We start from the raw sequence: 13,820 nt of genomic DNA, 5'->3' as shown, positions 1-13,820 counted from the left end.
CGCCCATGACGACACCGACGACTCCTCCGGCCTTCGATACGCTGCTGCTCGCGGTCGACCAGCGACGGATCGCCACGCTGACGCTGAACCGCCCCGATACGCACAACGCATTGAATGCCGCCTTGATCGCCGACCTGAAGCAGGCCGCAGACTGGCTGGGTTGCTCCCCGGGCCTTCGCGCTGTCGTCCTCACAGGCGCCGGGGCCACCTTCTGCGCCGGTGGCGACCTCGGTTGGATGCAGCAGAACATGAGCAAGACGCGTTCCGAGCGCGTCGACGAGAGTTTCGAGCTTGCGCTGATGTTGCGCACGCTGAATGAACTGCCGGTGCCGCTCATCGGTCGCATCAACGGTGCAGCCTACGGAGGCGGGGTGGGCATGATCTCGGTGTGCGACGTGTCCGTCGCGGTGGACACCGGCGTCTTCTGCCTCACCGAAGTCAGGTTGGGGTTGCTCCCGGCGAACATCTCCCCGTACGTCGTGGCGCGGATGGGCGAGGCCAACGCCCGGCGCACGTTTCTCACGGCACGCCGCATGGACGCTGCGGAGGCGCGCAGGCTTGGGCTGGTTTCGGAGATCGTCCCTGCCGACCAGCTCGACGCCGCGGTGGAACGGGAGCTCGCCGACCTGATGCAGTGCGCACCGGGCGCGGTGGCCGCGACCAAGAGGCTCGTTTCGTACGTAAACAGCCACGATCTTCCGACCAGCATGATCTACGCCGCCGACAAGCTGGCCGATGCCTGGGAGACCGAGGAAGGCCGGGCTGGCATCGAGGCCTTCTTCGCGCGTCGCCCACCGCCGTGGCGCCAGGGTTGAGCGGGGAAACGGGCATGTTCGACACCTTGCTCATCGCCAACCGCGGGGAGATCGCCTGCCGCATTGCCCGAACCGCGCGGCGCCTGGGCATGCGCAGCGTTGCCGTGTACTCGGACGCCGATCGCCGCGCGCGGCACGTCGCCGAGTGCGACGCGGCCGTTCGTATCGGCCCTGCGGAGGCGGCCCGCAGCTACCTGAACGCGGCCGCCATCATCGCTGCGGCGCAGGCGAGCGGCGCGCAGGCCGTGCATCCTGGCTACGGCTTCCTGTCCGAGAGCCCGGCGCTGATCGAAGCTTGCGAGCGGGCAGGCATTGTCTTCGTCGGACCCTCGCGGGAAGCAATCCGCCGCATGGGCTCGAAGATCGAGTCCAAGCGCATCGCGGTCGAACACGGCGTGCCGGTGGTGCCTGGCTATCACGGCGACGACCAGGCGCCGGCGGCGCTCGCCGAGGCCGCCGGGCGCGTCGGCTATCCGGTCATGATCAAGGCCTCGGCGGGGGGAGGCGGCAAAGGCATGCGGGTGGTGCAGTCGGCTGCCGAGTTCACCGCCGCGCTCGAGACGGTGCGCCGCGAGGCCAAAGCCTCGTTCGGGGACGACAGCGTGCTTCTCGAGCGGTACCTTGGCGAGCCGCGCCACCTGGAGGTCCAACTGCTGGGCGACAAGCACGGCCACCTGGTCCACCTCTTCGAGCGTGAGTGTTCGATCCAGCGCAACCACCAGAAGGTGATCGAGGAAGCCCCGGCGGCCAACCTCTCTGAGTCGCAGCGCGAAGCCCTGTTTCGCCACGCGCTCGCGGTGGGCAACGCCATCGGCTACGACTCCACCGGGACCGTCGAATTCATCCACGACGCAGCCAGTGGCGACACCTTTTTCCTCGAAATGAACACGCGGCTGCAGGTGGAGCATCCCGTCACCGAGGCGACGGTGGGCATCGACCTCGTCGAATGGCAACTGCGCGTGGCCGCGGGCGAACCACTCGCGTTCAACCAGCAGCAGATCGGGCGGCGGGGCTGGGCGATCGAGGCCAGGGTCTGCGCCGAAGATCCAGCCAAGGGATTTGTGCCGGAGATCGGCACCATCGTCGGGTACACCGAGCCCGCAGGCGAGGGCGTGCGTGTCGACAGCGGCGTTTGTGCCGGCAGCGAGGTGACCCCGTTCTACGACTCGATGCTTGCGAAGGTGATCGCGTTCGCCGATACCCGGCCGCTGGCTGCCCATAGGCTGGCGGGCGCGCTCGATCGCTTCGAACTCATCGGGGTTCGCAGCAACATCGGCTTCCTGACCGACTTGCTGCGCGCACCGGCCTTCGACGCCATGCTGACTACCCACTACATCGAGCGCAGCTTCCCCGGGGGCTGGGAGCCAGGAGGCGACGGACTGAAAGCACTCGCGCTAGGTGCTCTCGGTTGCGCGCTGGCCGCACAGGCGCCGGCGCAAGCCTCACCTTGGGTGGCATTGGGCGCTTGGCGACTGCTCGGCCCGGCGGCGCCGGTGGCTATGCCGGTGCTGCTCGAAGATTCCGCCCATCACCTGCACACGGCGCTCGTCCGGCAGGACAGCGCTGTGTGGCACATCGAGATCGGCGAGCGGCGGTTCACCTGCGGCGCCCGGCTCGACGCCGGTCACTTGGAGGTTGAAATTGAAAGTGGCCGGGAGCGGCATCGCTTCTTGCGAGCGCGCGAAGGCTCCGCCAACCGTGTCTGGCTCCATGGGCCGAGGGGCACGCACGTCTGGACGCACATCGACCGCACCGCCCACGCCCTGGCCGGAGCCGCGGCCAGCAGCGCCGCGGCGAGCACCACGCTGCGCGCGCCGATGCCCGGGCTGGTGACCGCTGTCTCGACCTCGATCGGCGCCCGGGTGCAAGCCGGCGATGCCGTGCTGATCCTGGAAGCCATGAAGATGATGCACACGCTGGCCGCGCCGGCCACTGGCACGGTGGCCGAGCTGCGGTGCCGTGTCGGCGATTCAGTGCGCGGTGGCGATGTACTGGTGGCGATCGAACCCGAGGGTGCGACATGAGCATGAACGATCCGATCTATTTCACCGAGGAACACCGCCAGTTCCGCGACAACCTGCGCCGCTTCGTCGAGCAGGAGGTCGTGCCGAAGGCCGGCGCCTGGGAGAAGGCCGGCAAGGTGCCGCGCGAGGTGCTGCGCCAGATGGGCGAGCTCGGCTACCTGGGTGTCCGCTACCCCGAGAAGTACGGTGGATCCGAGCTCGACACCGTGTACAGCGCGATCCTGGCCGAGGAGCTGGGCCGTTCGACCTTCGGCGGCTTCGCGGTCACGGTCACCGTGCACACCGACATGGCCTCCCCGCACTTGGCCAACTTCGGCAGCCCCGAGCAGCTGCAGCGCTACCTGCCGCCGCTGACGCGCGGCGAGCAGGTCTGCGCGGTCGCGGTGACCGAGCCCGATGCCGGATCTGATGTGGCCGGCATCCGAACCCGCGCGGTGCGCGACGGCGATCATTGGGTGCTCAACGGCACCAAGATGTTCATCACGAACGGCGTGCACGGCGACGTGTACTTCGTCGGCGCCAAGACAGACCCGAGCGCCAAGGGCTCGCGCGGCATCTCGATCTTCATCGTCGAGAAGGGCACGCCGGGCTTTCGCGTCGGGCGCGCGCTGGAGAAGAGCGGCTGGCTGTGCAGCGACACCGCCGAACTGGTGTTCGAAAACTGCCGCATTCCCGCCGCCAACCTGCTCGGCGGTGAGAACAAGGGCTTCTACCAGATCATGCGCAACTTCCAGAACGAACGCATGGTGATCGGTGCCGCGGCGATGGGCGAGGCCGCGCGGGCGATCGAGATGACGGTGCAATACGTGCGCGACCGCAAGGCCTTCGGAGCCCCGCTGTGGGACAAGCAGGCGATCCGCCAGCGCCTGGCGATGCGTGCAGCGCAGGTCGAAGCCGGGCGCGCGCTCGTCTACCACTGCGCGTGGCTGGACGCGCAGGGCAGGGACTGCGTGAAGGAGGTTTCGATGGTCAAGGCTTTCTGCGGCGAGTTGGTCAACGATGTGCTCTACGACTGTCAGCAATTCCACGGAGGCTTCGGCTACATGCGGGAGGCGGCGATCGAACGCATGGTGCGCGATGCCCGGGTGGAAGCCATCGGTGGAGGCGCGACTGAAGTCATGCTCGAGGAAGTGGCGAAACGGATTTAAGGACCTGGAATGGCTCAACCCGAGGACGAAGCGGAACTGGTTCGCAAGTGGCAGCAGATCACCGTGATCTCGCCGTACAGCCGTGAGCTGGGCCTGAGGCTGCACAAGGTGGAGCCGGATTGGTGCGTGATCGCGGTCAATCCCGATGGGCGCGTGGTCGGCAACCTGGCCACCGGAGTCGTGCATGGCGGCGTGGTCACTGCCCTCCTTGACAGCTGTTACGGCCTGGCGATCTTCGTGCGCATGAACGTTCTGCGCGCGATGGCGACACTGGACCTTCGCATCGACTACCTGAAAGCGGCCACGCCCGGCCGGGAAATCTACGGCGGCGCCGTCTGCTACAAGCTGGGGCACGAACTCGCGTTCGTCCGCGGCGCCGCGTATCACGAGAGCCCCGACGACCCGATCGCCACTTCGTCGGCCATCTTCATGTTTACCGGTGGGCCGGTGATCTCGCTCGAAAATGCGCTGGACAAGATGAAGGGAGATACGCCATGACCGTGGAAACGATCGTTGCCGCCGCGCGCGCGAGCCGGAACTGGGCGCCGCTCGTGGATCTCGTTCCGTTCGCGCGTTTTCTCGATGTACGGCTGGACATCCGGGGCGAGCAGTACACCGCATGCATGCCCTTTCACCAGAAGCTCATCGGCAACCCGGCGCTGCCCGCGCTGCATGGCGGGGCGATCGGCGGCTTCCTCGAATGCGCCGGGCTCTTCTACCTGCTCTGGGACATGGACAGCGTGGATCTTCCCAAGACCATCAACTTCACCTTCGAATACCTGCGCTCCGGCCGGCCCGTGGACACCTATGCGAACGTCTTCATGGTCAAGCAGGGCAAGCGCGTGGCTCACCTGCGTGTCGAGGCCTGGCAGTCCAGTCCCGACACGCCCATCTCCGTCGGCCACGGCAATTTCATGCTCAAACCCGCCGCAATATCCCAAGGCAACCCATGACCATCGCATCGTATCGTTCCGTCTTCCGGCCCGGCCTGTTCGCCGGGCAGACCGTCATCGTCACCGGCGGGGGTAGCGGTATCGGCCGCTGCATCGCCCATGAGCTGGCGAGCCTGGGTGCGCGGCTTGCACTCGTGGGCCGGAAAGTGGAGAAGCTGGAAGCCATCCGCACGGAGATCGCCACAGCGGCGGCGGAAGCGAAGGTTTCACTCCACTCGTGCGACATCCGCGACGAAGCCGGCGTGAAGCAAATGGTGGCCGATGTACTTGCCACGCACGGACGCATCGACGGCCTTGTCAACAACGCCGGCGGACAGTACCCGCAGCCGGTGCGGGACATCACGCTCAAGGGCTGGGACGCCGTCGTGCGCAACAACCTGCACGGGGGCTTTCTCGTCTCGCGCGAGGCCTACACGCAGTGGATGGAAGCCCATGGCGGCGCAATCGTCAACATCATCGCCGACATGTGGATGGGGATGCCGGGCATGGCCCATAGTGGCGCAGCACGAGCTGGAATGCTGTCTTTCACCGAGACGGCGGCCTGCGAGTGGGGACACGCCGGTGTGCGTGTCAATGCAGTCGCGCCGGGCTTCGTCGCCAGCAGCGGCTTCGACACGTACGGTCCGGAGATGAAGGCCAAATTCCGCAGCCTAATGAAGACGGCGCCGCTGCAGCGCTATGGCACCGAGGCCGAAGTGTCTTCGGCGGTGGCGTACCTGCTTTCCGAAGGAGCCGCATACATCACCGGCTCTTTCATCCGTGTCGACGGCGGCGTGCCGAATGCGCGCCAGACCTGGAAGCTGGAAGAACACAGCCGCAGCCGGCCGTACGAAGGATTCCCGCTGGCAAAGATGCCCGAGTGCCTCGAACCCGGCGCCCAATGAACGTCCCGCCAGCACCCGCAACGACGAAGGAGACCCGCATCATGTCCAGCGAAGCCCCGGCCGGCGTGAGCGTTGTGCCGTTCCGCACGCACAACCGCACCATCACCGAAACCGACATCGTCACGTTCGTCAATGTGGTCGGGCTGCACGAGCCGTTCTTCATCGACATGGAGTACATCAGGCGCAACATGTCGGGCAAGCACCGCAACCGTTTCGCGCCAGGGCCGATGATCATCTCACTGGGCATGGGGCTGCTGGCGCCGACCGTGGCCGGCGTCATCGAACGTGTGCTCGAGGGGCGCGAGCACGGTCCTTTCGGCGGCATGACTGGCGTTCAGGCGCGAGTGAAGGGTGCGCTGTTCCCCGGCGACACGATCCACGTCGAAGGCGAAGCCTGGCTGCGGCCGACCACCTCGCGCGGATACACACTGATGGATTTGCACCACCGAGTCGTCAACCAGGACGGCGAAGTGCTCGTCGACTTCACCGAGACGATCACTTTTCTGCCTGAGGGTGCCGTCGAGCCTGGTTGAGGGCGCGACAATGCCGATGGACTTCTCGCGTTCACCGACGCCAGAACCTGGCCGTGCTCGCTGTCGGACCCAGGCCCGCTTCCAGCCTGATGAACTCGTTCGGTCGAGCGCGTGCGTGCCGCCGCGACCGGGCGCGGCAGAGCACGTCCTCCGTCTCGTCACCCTCCGGACACGTTTGCGCTCATCCGCCAGCGGGACGAGTGGCGCAGGGCCGCTTGATCACGGTTCCATCGCTGAACAGCGCCGAGCGTTCGGTTTCGGAGAAGCCGATCTCCGCCAGGATCGCGTCGGCGTGTTCGCTGAGCCGAGGGGGCAGGCTCGCCACTTGCCCAGGCGTAGCGCTCAGCTTGACCGGCACTCCGATGTGCCGGTGTCCCTCCGCCTCGACGACCATCTGCCGGTGCGCGGCGTGCGGATGCGAAAGCGCCTGCCCGACATCGTTCACCACCGCAGCGGGGACGCCGCGTTGCATCAATGTCGCGCACAGCTCTTCCGCAGAATATGGACGAAGGGTTCTTTCCAGTTCCGTTCGCAACCGGTCGCGATTTTCCCTGCGCGCAACGGGGCTCTCGAAGCGCGGGTCGGACGCCAGGTCCGGGCGCTGCACGCATTCGCACAGCCGGCGGAATTGGCCGTCGTTGACCACGCCGAGGAAGATGGGGCCGTCAGCGGTCGCGTAACAGTCATAGGGCACGATGTTGTGATGGGCGCTGCCCATCCGCTGCGGGATGCTACCGGAGTAGAACCAGTTGGATGCGTGCGGCGCCAGCAACAGCGACAGACCGGTGTCGAACAGCGTCGCTTCCACGCGCTGGCCGCGGCCGGTGCGAGTGCGCGCACCGAGGGCCAGCAGCACGCCCACCATGGCGTTGTAGCCGGTGAGATAGTCCACCACGGGCACACCCAGCCGCACCGGCCCTGAATCGGCGGTGCCGTTGACGCTCATGAGCCCGCACATCGCTTGTGCCACCGCATCGTAGCCCGGCAGGCCCCCCAGCGGGCCGTCGGCACCGAAGCCGCTCACGCAGCAGTAAACGAGCCGGGGATGCCGGGTCGCCAGCGAACCCTCGTAACCCAAGCCCCATTTCTCCATCGTGCCAGGCAGGAAATTCTCGATCACGACGTCCGCCTCCTGAAGCAGTCGTTCCAAGATCTCCCGGCCTGCCCGACGCGACAGGTCGACCGCGATCGAGCGCTTGCCGCGGTTGAGGGCTGCAAAGTAGGCGACCTCTCCGCGCTCGTCCAGGGGCGGGCCGATGCGCCGCGCCTCGTCGCCATCTGGCGGTTCCACTTTGATGACCGAGGCGCCATGGTCCGCCAGCATCTGGGCGCACAGCGGCCCGGCCAGGACGCGCGAAAGGTCGATCACGCGAAGCCCTTCGAGCGCGCGGGGGGCACCAGACACTGACTCAGGCATGAGCGATCAACCTTTCGGCGGCAGTACGTATCGACGCAGGGATGGGCACCGACTTGCGCCGCTGCAAGTCGAAGAAGAGCGCGGCGACCAAGATGCTCGTGTAGATGAACCCCTCCTTGGAATCCACGACGTGGTGGATGATGTGATAGACCTTCTCGCCGACTGCCAGCACGCCGCTGCGCACTTCCACGGCGGTGCCCGCGCGCAGCGGGCGGTGATAGGCGATGTCGTAGTCGAGTGCCGCGGAGCCGGTTCCCTCGGCGAGGAGCGCCCTCCGGTCCAGGGCCATCGCGCGGAACAGGTGGGTGATCGCGTCGTTGAAGCGCGCGATGTGTGCGCGAGGTGGGGCCACGCCGTCCGTGTCGCAATCCCATGGCTCGATCGAGCCGCGATAAGTGAGCAGCATCCGGTCGAGCGGTGGCGCACCGAGCGGCTGCACTGCCGCCATCGGTGGAGGTGCGGGCATTTCGGGGAGGTCGCCGGAAAGGTCGAGCGCAGCGGAGCGGACGTCATCGGGCAATGGTCGAGTGGCGTCGTCGGGACCCACGAGCGCCAGCCGCGTGTCGAATGCCGCCGATTCGACGCCGGTCACGAGGTTTGTCATCCGACTCGCGATGTCGATCGTTCCTTCGGGATGCACCGCGCGGATGCCGGAGCGGATCATGTGAATGTCACCGCCCCGCAGTTCGCGCTTGAACAAGGTCCGATCGGCCAGCGGCCTGAGGGATAACGCTTCCTTTCGCAGCCGCGAGGGGGCGAGGCCGATGCGCGCGGCGAGATGCGCCTGCGCATCGGTCGCACGCGCGAGGTAGAACTGCACGTTCATGTGGCCCCACTGGTCGCACTCGGCCATGTTCACCGAACCGCGGCCCGTGACGAAGGTGCGGTCGTTCATTCGTCGCTCCCCACAGGCAAGAGCCGCTCCCGCGCGCGCGCAAACACGTCCGGGTCCAACGCGGTGGACCGGCGCGCGTCGAGGTCCATCATCACCGTGAAGACCCTGCTTTTCATCGCCACGTGACCGGTCTCGACGTTCGTCAAACGGTGGAAAAAGGTGATCTTGCGCTCGCTGACCTCGAGCACACCGCTATCCATGCGCACGAGATCGCCGGCAAGCAACTCCTTGAGGTAGAAAACGTCCTGCCTGACCGCCGCCGGCGCGCGGCGGCGCTCCCGGATGTAATCCGGCGTGATGCCGATCGACGCCATCACGTGCCAGGCGGCATCGGAAACCTTCGCCACGTAGAACTGCACGTTCATGTGGCCGAGCTGGTCGCACTCGATGGGCGACACGCGCCCCAGGTGGGATTCGACGAACAAGGAAGGCTCCATACAGAAGGTGAAGCAGTCGCGCTCAGCTCTGGGCGGGAGCTTCTACTCTGCCTTGATCCCGGCCGCCTTGACCGTTGCGGCGACCGAGGACAGCTCGGCCTTGTGCGCGGCCGCCAGTGCCTCGGCATCCCCCGTGCGCGGTTCAAATCCCACGCCGCGAATCTTTTCCGCCGTCGCCGGCAACCTCAGGACCGCCAGCAGTTCCGAGGAAAGACGTGACAGGATTTCACGCGGAACACCCGCCGGTGCGAATACGGCTATCCAGGCGCTGTATTCGACGCCCTTGATACCTGCCTCCCCGACAGTTTCGATGTCGGGTGCGAGACCTGAACGCTGTGAGCCGGTCTGTGCCAGTGACCGCAGCCGTCCTGCGCGGATGTTCGGCAGGCTCGTCGAAAGCGGCTCGCAGATGACGTCGAGCTGCCCTCCGATCAGGTCGGTCAGGGCTTGCGCCGACGACTTATACGGCACGCGCGTCAGGTCGACGGCAGCGGCTCGCTTGAGAAGTTCCGCGCACAGCAATGCGGAGCTGGTACCGGAGCCGTAGTTGAGTTTTCCGGGTGAAGCCTTGGCAGCTGCCAAGAGGTCGCGCATGTTCTTCAGCGGCGAACCGGCGGGAACGACGAAGGCGAACGGCGCGTCGGCCACCATTGCGAGCGGCGCCAGGTCCTCGAGGGGCTTGACGGGAAAGCTTGAGTAGAGGAAAGCGTTGGCCGCGACGGTGGTGTTGGACCCGAACAGGAGTGTGTATCCATCGGCTGGGGCCTTCGCTGCGGCCGCCACTCCCAGGATGCCACCGGCTCCGGCGCGATTGTCGATGACGACGCTCTGGCCCAACCGCTCCCCAAGTGCTTGCGCCACAACGCGCGCCAAGGCATCGGTGCTGCCCCCCGCGCCTTGCGGAACGATGATCTGCAGCGGTTTGGACGGCCACGGCTGCGCCGTTGCATGCAGCGGAGCTGCAATGCCGATTACCGCCGATAGACAGAGTACCCACCTGTTAAAGACTTTCATCCGGATCTCCTTCGTCTTGATCGAATCGAACACACACGGGGACCCTTTGCGTTCATGCCCGTGGCAAATGCGGCCGCAACTTTCTAAACTCACGACAACCCCAACCAAAGGAAAACCGATGACCGACCCCGCAGTCCTTGTCTGCCGCCGCGACTTCGTGTGCGAAATCACTCTGAATCGCCCGGAGCAACGCAATGCCATGGCTCCGGAGTTGCTTCAGGCCTTCCAGCAAGTGATCGACAAGGTGAAGGACGATCGCAACCTGCGTTGCGTCGTCATCGCCGGCAGCGGTGCGAACTTCTGCTCCGGTGCCGACTTCCGCAGCAACCTGCTCGACCGCGGCAATGAACTGCCGCATGACGCGTCCTATGGCATCTACCGGCCGTTCCTTTCCATCCTCGATGTGCCGGTTCCTGTGATTGCCGCGATGAACGGCCATGCGATCGGCGGCGGCTTCGGCCTGGGACTCGTGTGCGACCTGCGCGTGGCGAACCGCGACGCGCGCTACGGCGCCAATTTCGCCCGGCTCGGCCTGCATTCCGGCATGGCGATCAGTTATCTCCTGCCACGCGTGTGCGGCGTGCCGCGTGCGGCCGAATTGCTCTTCACGGGCCGGGTGTTCTCGGGTACCGAAGCCGCAGCGATGGGCGTTGCCAACCATGCAGTCGAGCCCGGGCAGGTCCTCGCGCGCGCGAGGGAGCTTGCGGACGAGATCGCCGCCAATGCGCCGGTGGCCGTGAGGATGATGAAACGCTCGCTGTACCGCGGTCTCGACTGGGACCCGAAATCGGCCGGTGAGGTCGAGGCGTTGCTGCAGTCGCGCACGCTCGAGATGTCCGACGCGAAGGAAGGCGTCGCCGCATTGCTCGAAAAACGTAAACCTGAGTTCCGCGGTGCCTGATCGCGAGTGACGCAAGCTACGGGCCCGAGTCTTCACGCGGCGCTCCCGTCGGATGACTCCAGGGTGGCGCCGGCGGCAACCATGGCGCCAATCTCGTCCCCGGAGTAGCCCGCTTCCCGGAGCAGTTCGGCGCTGTGTTCGCCGAGGCTTGGGGGAGGGTGCCTGATCGCTTGCGGCGTGCGCGAAAACCGCGAGGGCGGACGCAGGCTCACCAGCGTGCCCTCGGTGGAGTGCTCGATCCGCTGGAAGAACCCCACGGCGTTCAGGTGCGGGTCCTGCAGCAACGATTCCAGTGTGTGCAGAGGCCCTGCAGGCACGTCCGCGTCAGCCAGGATCGCCAGCCATTCAGCCGTCGATCGCGTGCGGAAGGTGGCTTCCAGCCATGCATAGACCTCGCGGGAGTTCTCCGTACGGGCCTGCAGGGTGGCGAAACGAGGGTCTTCGAGGAGCCGGAGCTCGCCCAGCCGCCCCAGCACCGAACGCCACTGGCCATCGTTGATGAGGAAGGCGCAAACGTAGCCGTCCTTCGTGCGGAACGGCCGCCGATCGGGGTTGAGGTGTCGGGGGTATCCCACCTCGCCGACCGGTGGCTCGAATGAGTGGCCCATCAAGTGGTCGCCGAAAACGGCTTGCGAGAGGGACTCGAACATCGGGACTTCCACCGCCTGTCCCTCTCCCGTGCGCAGCTTGTGAAAGAGGCCGCCCAATATCGCGTTTGCAAGCAGCACCCCCGTGTAGCGGTCCGCGATTGCCATCGGCATGTAACGCGGCTCGCCCCCCGAAGCCCGCGCGTACAGGCTTGGGATGGCGGACATCCCCTGCATCAGGTCGTCGAGTGCGGGTCGGGACGCATAGGGGCCGTCCTGTCCGAAGCCCACGGCGCCCACGTAGACGATCCCCGGGTTCTCGGCAGCCAGCTCTTCGTATGACAGCCCGAGCCGAGCCATCGCTGCGGGCCGCACGTTGTAGACGAATGCATCGGCCCGGGCGGCGAGGCGCAATAAGGCATCGCGCCCGGCCGCCTGCTTCAGGTCCAGCACGATGCTGCGCTTGTTGCGGTTGTTCTGCTGGAAAATCCCGCCCATGCGGCGCGTGCGCGAAGGCCCAAGATCGCGCACGATGTCCCCCTCGGGGGACTCGACCTTGATGATGTCGGCTCCCATGTCGCCAAGGATCTGCGTCGCGAACGGACCCATGAGGTAGGCGGTGAGATCGAGGATCCGGATACCGTCGAGCGCTCCCATGCCGGACCTCTACCGCGACGTGCAGGCGACCGTGGCCTGCCATGCGGACTGCTCGCCGCGATCCCTCAGCGCCTCGACGAGTGCACGCGCCCAGAAGGCCTCGCCGCCGTGTTCGTCCCGCCATTGCCGCAGCCTGCGCGTGGAGTGATGCAGCGTGTGCTCGGCGGTGACACCGATGGCGCCGTGCAGCTGGTGGGCGATCCGCGATCCGAGCCCCGCCGCCTCGCCCGCGCGAACTTTCGCCGCCGCGGCCGCCGCGATGAACCAACGGGAGTCATCAGTGGCCGCAGCCGCGCGCGAGATCACCCGCGCCGCCGCCGCTTCTTCGGCCAGCTGTGCCAGCTGGTGCTGCACCGCCTGGAACTGGCCTATCGCACGTCCGAACTGGACACGCTCCGCCGTGTAGGCAAGCGTGAGTTGCAGAAGGTGGCCGAGCGCGCCGGCGATCTGTGCTGCGGTGAGCAAGGCAGCACGCGCTCGAACCTCGACTGCGCGTATCTCGGGAATGGCAACGCACCATGCCTCGTCGGCACCCGCGCCCACGGCAGGCTTCAGCGCAACGTCAAGGTACGCCACGCTGGCAGACGCGTTTGCGGAATCTTCGGTTTCGATCGTGGCTGCACCGCGCGGCAGCCACAGCAACTGCGCCATTCCGCTGTCGTCGCTCCCCACCACAGCGAGATGGCGCGCATGCGGAGCCCATCGAATCCCGGACAGAGCAAGTCTTGCGCGTCCATCCTCGCGCATCGCGGCGAGACCGAGTTCCGAGATTGCCACGCAAGCCGGCCCGGCAGCCGCGGCCGCACCCGCGCGGCCGCGCAGCCAGCCGGCCAGCAGCGTCTCTGCGAGCGGCAATGGCACGCTGTGTGCCGCCGCGCGTTCGAGCAGCGCGCAGGCGTCCACCCAGTCGCCGCCCGCGCCTCCGAGGGACTCGGGCACGAGCAGCTGGTTGGGCCCCAGGTCCTCGGCCGCTGACCAGAGGTCCGAAGGCCAATGTCCATCGTCTGCGGCGAGCATCACGCGGCTGTCGCAGCGCTGCGAGAAGAGTCGCTCGGCGGCTTCGGACAGGGGTAGGGCCAGTTCGCTCATCGCTGTTGCCTCATCGGGCCTGCAATTGCTTGGCGATCATGTTGCGCAGGACCTCGTTGGTCCCGCCACGCAGGTTGTACGTGGGCGCGAGGGGCCACGCCGCGGCCAGCAGGCCGGTCAGCGCAGGGTCGTTCGCGACCCGCTCATCGAGTTCCATTGCCTCGCGCACGCTCTCCAGCGTGTCACGCTCGAAGTTCGTGCCCAGGTCCTTGACCATCGCCGCCTCGATGGCGGGCGACCGCCCGGCTTGAAGCGCTGCCCAGATCGCCAGACTCATGTTGCGCAAGGTCATCAGGCGGGCGAGCAGGCGCCCCGCAGTGGCATCGGCCGGGGACGATGCGCCCTGCAGCACGAGACGCACGCAGCGTTCGAGCACGGGCATCGTGCTGAGGAAACGCTCCGGCCCGCTGCGCTCATAGGCCAATTCGCTCGTGACCTGCTTCCATCCTTCGCCGGCCTGGCCCAC

The 13,820-nt window shown here is 66.8% G+C and carries 15 protein-coding genes; 8 read left to right on the top strand and 7 right to left on the bottom strand.

Annotated elements, in window-relative coordinates; all coding sequences use genetic code 11:
• The first annotated feature begins 5 nt into the window (after positions 1-5).
• The 7 genes from H8R02_RS00725 to H8R02_RS00695 are packed head-to-tail and all read left to right on the top strand — an operon-like array spanning position 6 to position 6,357.
• Positions 6-815: a crotonase/enoyl-CoA hydratase family protein gene (locus H8R02_RS00725; protein WP_187079433.1), complete on the top strand. Its 810-nt coding sequence runs from the start codon at positions 6-8 to the stop codon at positions 813-815.
• A gap of 14 nt (positions 816-829) precedes the next feature.
• Positions 830-2,839, top strand: coding sequence for an acetyl/propionyl/methylcrotonyl-CoA carboxylase subunit alpha (locus H8R02_RS00720; protein ID WP_187079432.1), 2,010 nt, complete (start codon positions 830-832; stop codon positions 2,837-2,839).
• A gap of 2 nt (positions 2,840-2,841) precedes the next feature.
• Positions 2,842-3,987, top strand: coding sequence for an acyl-CoA dehydrogenase family protein (locus tag H8R02_RS00715; RefSeq protein WP_187080557.1), 1,146 nt, complete (start codon positions 2,842-2,844; stop codon positions 3,985-3,987).
• Between the two features lie 9 nt (positions 3,988-3,996).
• A complete protein-coding gene (locus H8R02_RS00710; RefSeq protein WP_187079431.1) occupies positions 3,997-4,485 on the top strand; it encodes a PaaI family thioesterase in 489 nt (162 codons plus the stop codon).
• The gene (locus tag H8R02_RS00705) at positions 4,482-4,940 is read left to right on the top strand and encodes a PaaI family thioesterase (protein WP_187079430.1); all 459 of its coding nucleotides are present in this window, start codon (positions 4,482-4,484) and stop codon (positions 4,938-4,940) included. The genes H8R02_RS00710 and H8R02_RS00705 overlap by 4 nt, the downstream gene beginning before the upstream one ends.
• Entirely contained in the window at positions 4,937-5,824 is an 888-nt protein-coding gene (locus H8R02_RS00700; protein ID WP_187079429.1) for an SDR family oxidoreductase, read from the top strand. Before H8R02_RS00705 ends, H8R02_RS00700 begins: the two co-directional genes overlap by 4 nt.
• 41 nt (positions 5,825-5,865) lie before the next feature.
• Complete coding sequence (locus H8R02_RS00695) at positions 5,866-6,357, top strand: MaoC family dehydratase (protein WP_187079428.1); 492 nt, start codon at positions 5,866-5,868, stop codon at positions 6,355-6,357.
• Between the two features lie 181 nt (positions 6,358-6,538).
• Here H8R02_RS00695 and H8R02_RS00690 read toward each other — a convergent pair whose 3' ends face one another.
• Genes H8R02_RS00690 through H8R02_RS00675 form a run of 4 tightly spaced genes read right to left on the bottom strand, consistent with a single transcriptional unit; the run spans position 6,539 to position 10,153 of the window.
• Positions 6,539-7,774, bottom strand: coding sequence for a CaiB/BaiF CoA transferase family protein (locus tag H8R02_RS00690; protein ID WP_187079427.1), 1,236 nt, complete (start codon positions 7,772-7,774; stop codon positions 6,539-6,541).
• Positions 7,767-8,669, bottom strand: coding sequence for an acyl-CoA thioesterase (locus H8R02_RS00685; protein ID WP_187079426.1), 903 nt, complete (start codon positions 8,667-8,669; stop codon positions 7,767-7,769). The genes H8R02_RS00690 and H8R02_RS00685 overlap by 8 nt, the downstream gene beginning before the upstream one ends.
• Positions 8,666-9,094, bottom strand: a complete 429-nt coding sequence (locus tag H8R02_RS00680) for an acyl-CoA thioesterase (RefSeq protein ID WP_187079425.1) — start codon at positions 9,092-9,094, stop codon at positions 8,666-8,668. Before H8R02_RS00680 ends, H8R02_RS00685 begins: the two co-directional genes overlap by 4 nt.
• 54 nt (positions 9,095-9,148) lie before the next feature.
• Positions 9,149-10,153 carry a Bug family tripartite tricarboxylate transporter substrate binding protein gene (locus H8R02_RS00675; RefSeq protein ID WP_187079424.1) on the bottom strand — a complete coding sequence of 335 codons (1,005 nt, stop codon included), beginning with the start codon at positions 10,151-10,153 and terminating at the stop codon, positions 9,149-9,151.
• Positions 10,154-10,187: 34 nt separating this feature from the next.
• Between H8R02_RS00675 and H8R02_RS00670 the strand changes: the two genes are divergently transcribed.
• Positions 10,188-11,021 (top strand): enoyl-CoA hydratase/isomerase family protein, encoded by an 834-nt coding sequence (locus H8R02_RS00670; RefSeq protein ID WP_187079423.1) that lies wholly within the window; start codon positions 10,188-10,190, stop codon positions 11,019-11,021.
• Between the two features lie 32 nt (positions 11,022-11,053).
• Here the strand turns inward: H8R02_RS00670 and H8R02_RS00665 are convergent, their stop codons facing one another.
• Genes H8R02_RS00665 through H8R02_RS30225 form a run of 3 tightly spaced genes read right to left on the bottom strand, consistent with a single transcriptional unit; the run spans position 11,054 to position 13,820 of the window.
• On the bottom strand, positions 11,054-12,265 hold the full coding sequence (locus H8R02_RS00665; RefSeq protein ID WP_187079422.1) for a CaiB/BaiF CoA transferase family protein: 1,212 nt from the start codon (positions 12,263-12,265) through the stop codon (positions 11,054-11,056).
• A gap of 9 nt (positions 12,266-12,274) precedes the next feature.
• On the bottom strand, positions 12,275-13,354 hold the full coding sequence (locus H8R02_RS00660; RefSeq protein ID WP_187079421.1) for an acyl-CoA dehydrogenase family protein: 1,080 nt from the start codon (positions 13,352-13,354) through the stop codon (positions 12,275-12,277).
• Positions 13,355-13,364: 10 nt separating this feature from the next.
• Entirely contained in the window at positions 13,365-13,820 is a 456-nt protein-coding gene (locus tag H8R02_RS30225) for an acyl-CoA dehydrogenase family protein (protein ID WP_354004850.1), read from the bottom strand.

The organism is Ramlibacter albus, from assembly GCF_014297445.1.
GTDB lineage: Bacteria > Pseudomonadota > Gammaproteobacteria > Burkholderiales > Burkholderiaceae_C > Ramlibacter > Ramlibacter albus.
The sequence above is the reverse complement of the archived record's forward strand: the minus strand, read 5'-3'. Positions and strand labels throughout refer to the sequence as shown.

What these genes read in the sequence shown, in the direction of transcription:
- H8R02_RS00725 (WP_187079433.1), top strand. Translation starts at nt 6, where the DNA reads ATGACGACACCGACGACTCCTCCGGCCTTCGATACGCTGCTGCTCGCG.
- H8R02_RS00720 (WP_187079432.1), top strand. Translation starts at nt 830, where the DNA reads ATGTTCGACACCTTGCTCATCGCCAACCGCGGGGAGATCGCCTGCCGC.
- H8R02_RS00715 (WP_187080557.1), top strand. Translation starts at nt 2,842, where the DNA reads ATGAACGATCCGATCTATTTCACCGAGGAACACCGCCAGTTCCGCGAC.
- H8R02_RS00710 (WP_187079431.1), top strand. Translation starts at nt 3,997, where the DNA reads ATGGCTCAACCCGAGGACGAAGCGGAACTGGTTCGCAAGTGGCAGCAG.
- H8R02_RS00705 (WP_187079430.1), top strand. Translation starts at nt 4,482, where the DNA reads ATGACCGTGGAAACGATCGTTGCCGCCGCGCGCGCGAGCCGGAACTGG.
- H8R02_RS00700 (WP_187079429.1), top strand. Translation starts at nt 4,937, where the DNA reads ATGACCATCGCATCGTATCGTTCCGTCTTCCGGCCCGGCCTGTTCGCC.
- H8R02_RS00695 (WP_187079428.1), top strand. Translation starts at nt 5,866, where the DNA reads ATGTCCAGCGAAGCCCCGGCCGGCGTGAGCGTTGTGCCGTTCCGCACG.
- H8R02_RS00690 (WP_187079427.1), bottom strand. Translation starts at nt 7,774, where the DNA reads ATGCCTGAGTCAGTGTCTGGTGCCCCCCGCGCGCTCGAAGGGCTTCGC.
- H8R02_RS00685 (WP_187079426.1), bottom strand. Translation starts at nt 8,669, where the DNA reads ATGAACGACCGCACCTTCGTCACGGGCCGCGGTTCGGTGAACATGGCC.
- H8R02_RS00670 (WP_187079423.1), top strand. Translation starts at nt 10,188, where the DNA reads ATGCGGCCGCAACTTTCTAAACTCACGACAACCCCAACCAAAGGAAAA.
- H8R02_RS00665 (WP_187079422.1), bottom strand. Translation starts at nt 12,265, where the DNA reads ATGGGAGCGCTCGACGGTATCCGGATCCTCGATCTCACCGCCTACCTC.
- H8R02_RS00660 (WP_187079421.1), bottom strand. Translation starts at nt 13,354, where the DNA reads ATGAGCGAACTGGCCCTACCCCTGTCCGAAGCCGCCGAGCGACTCTTC.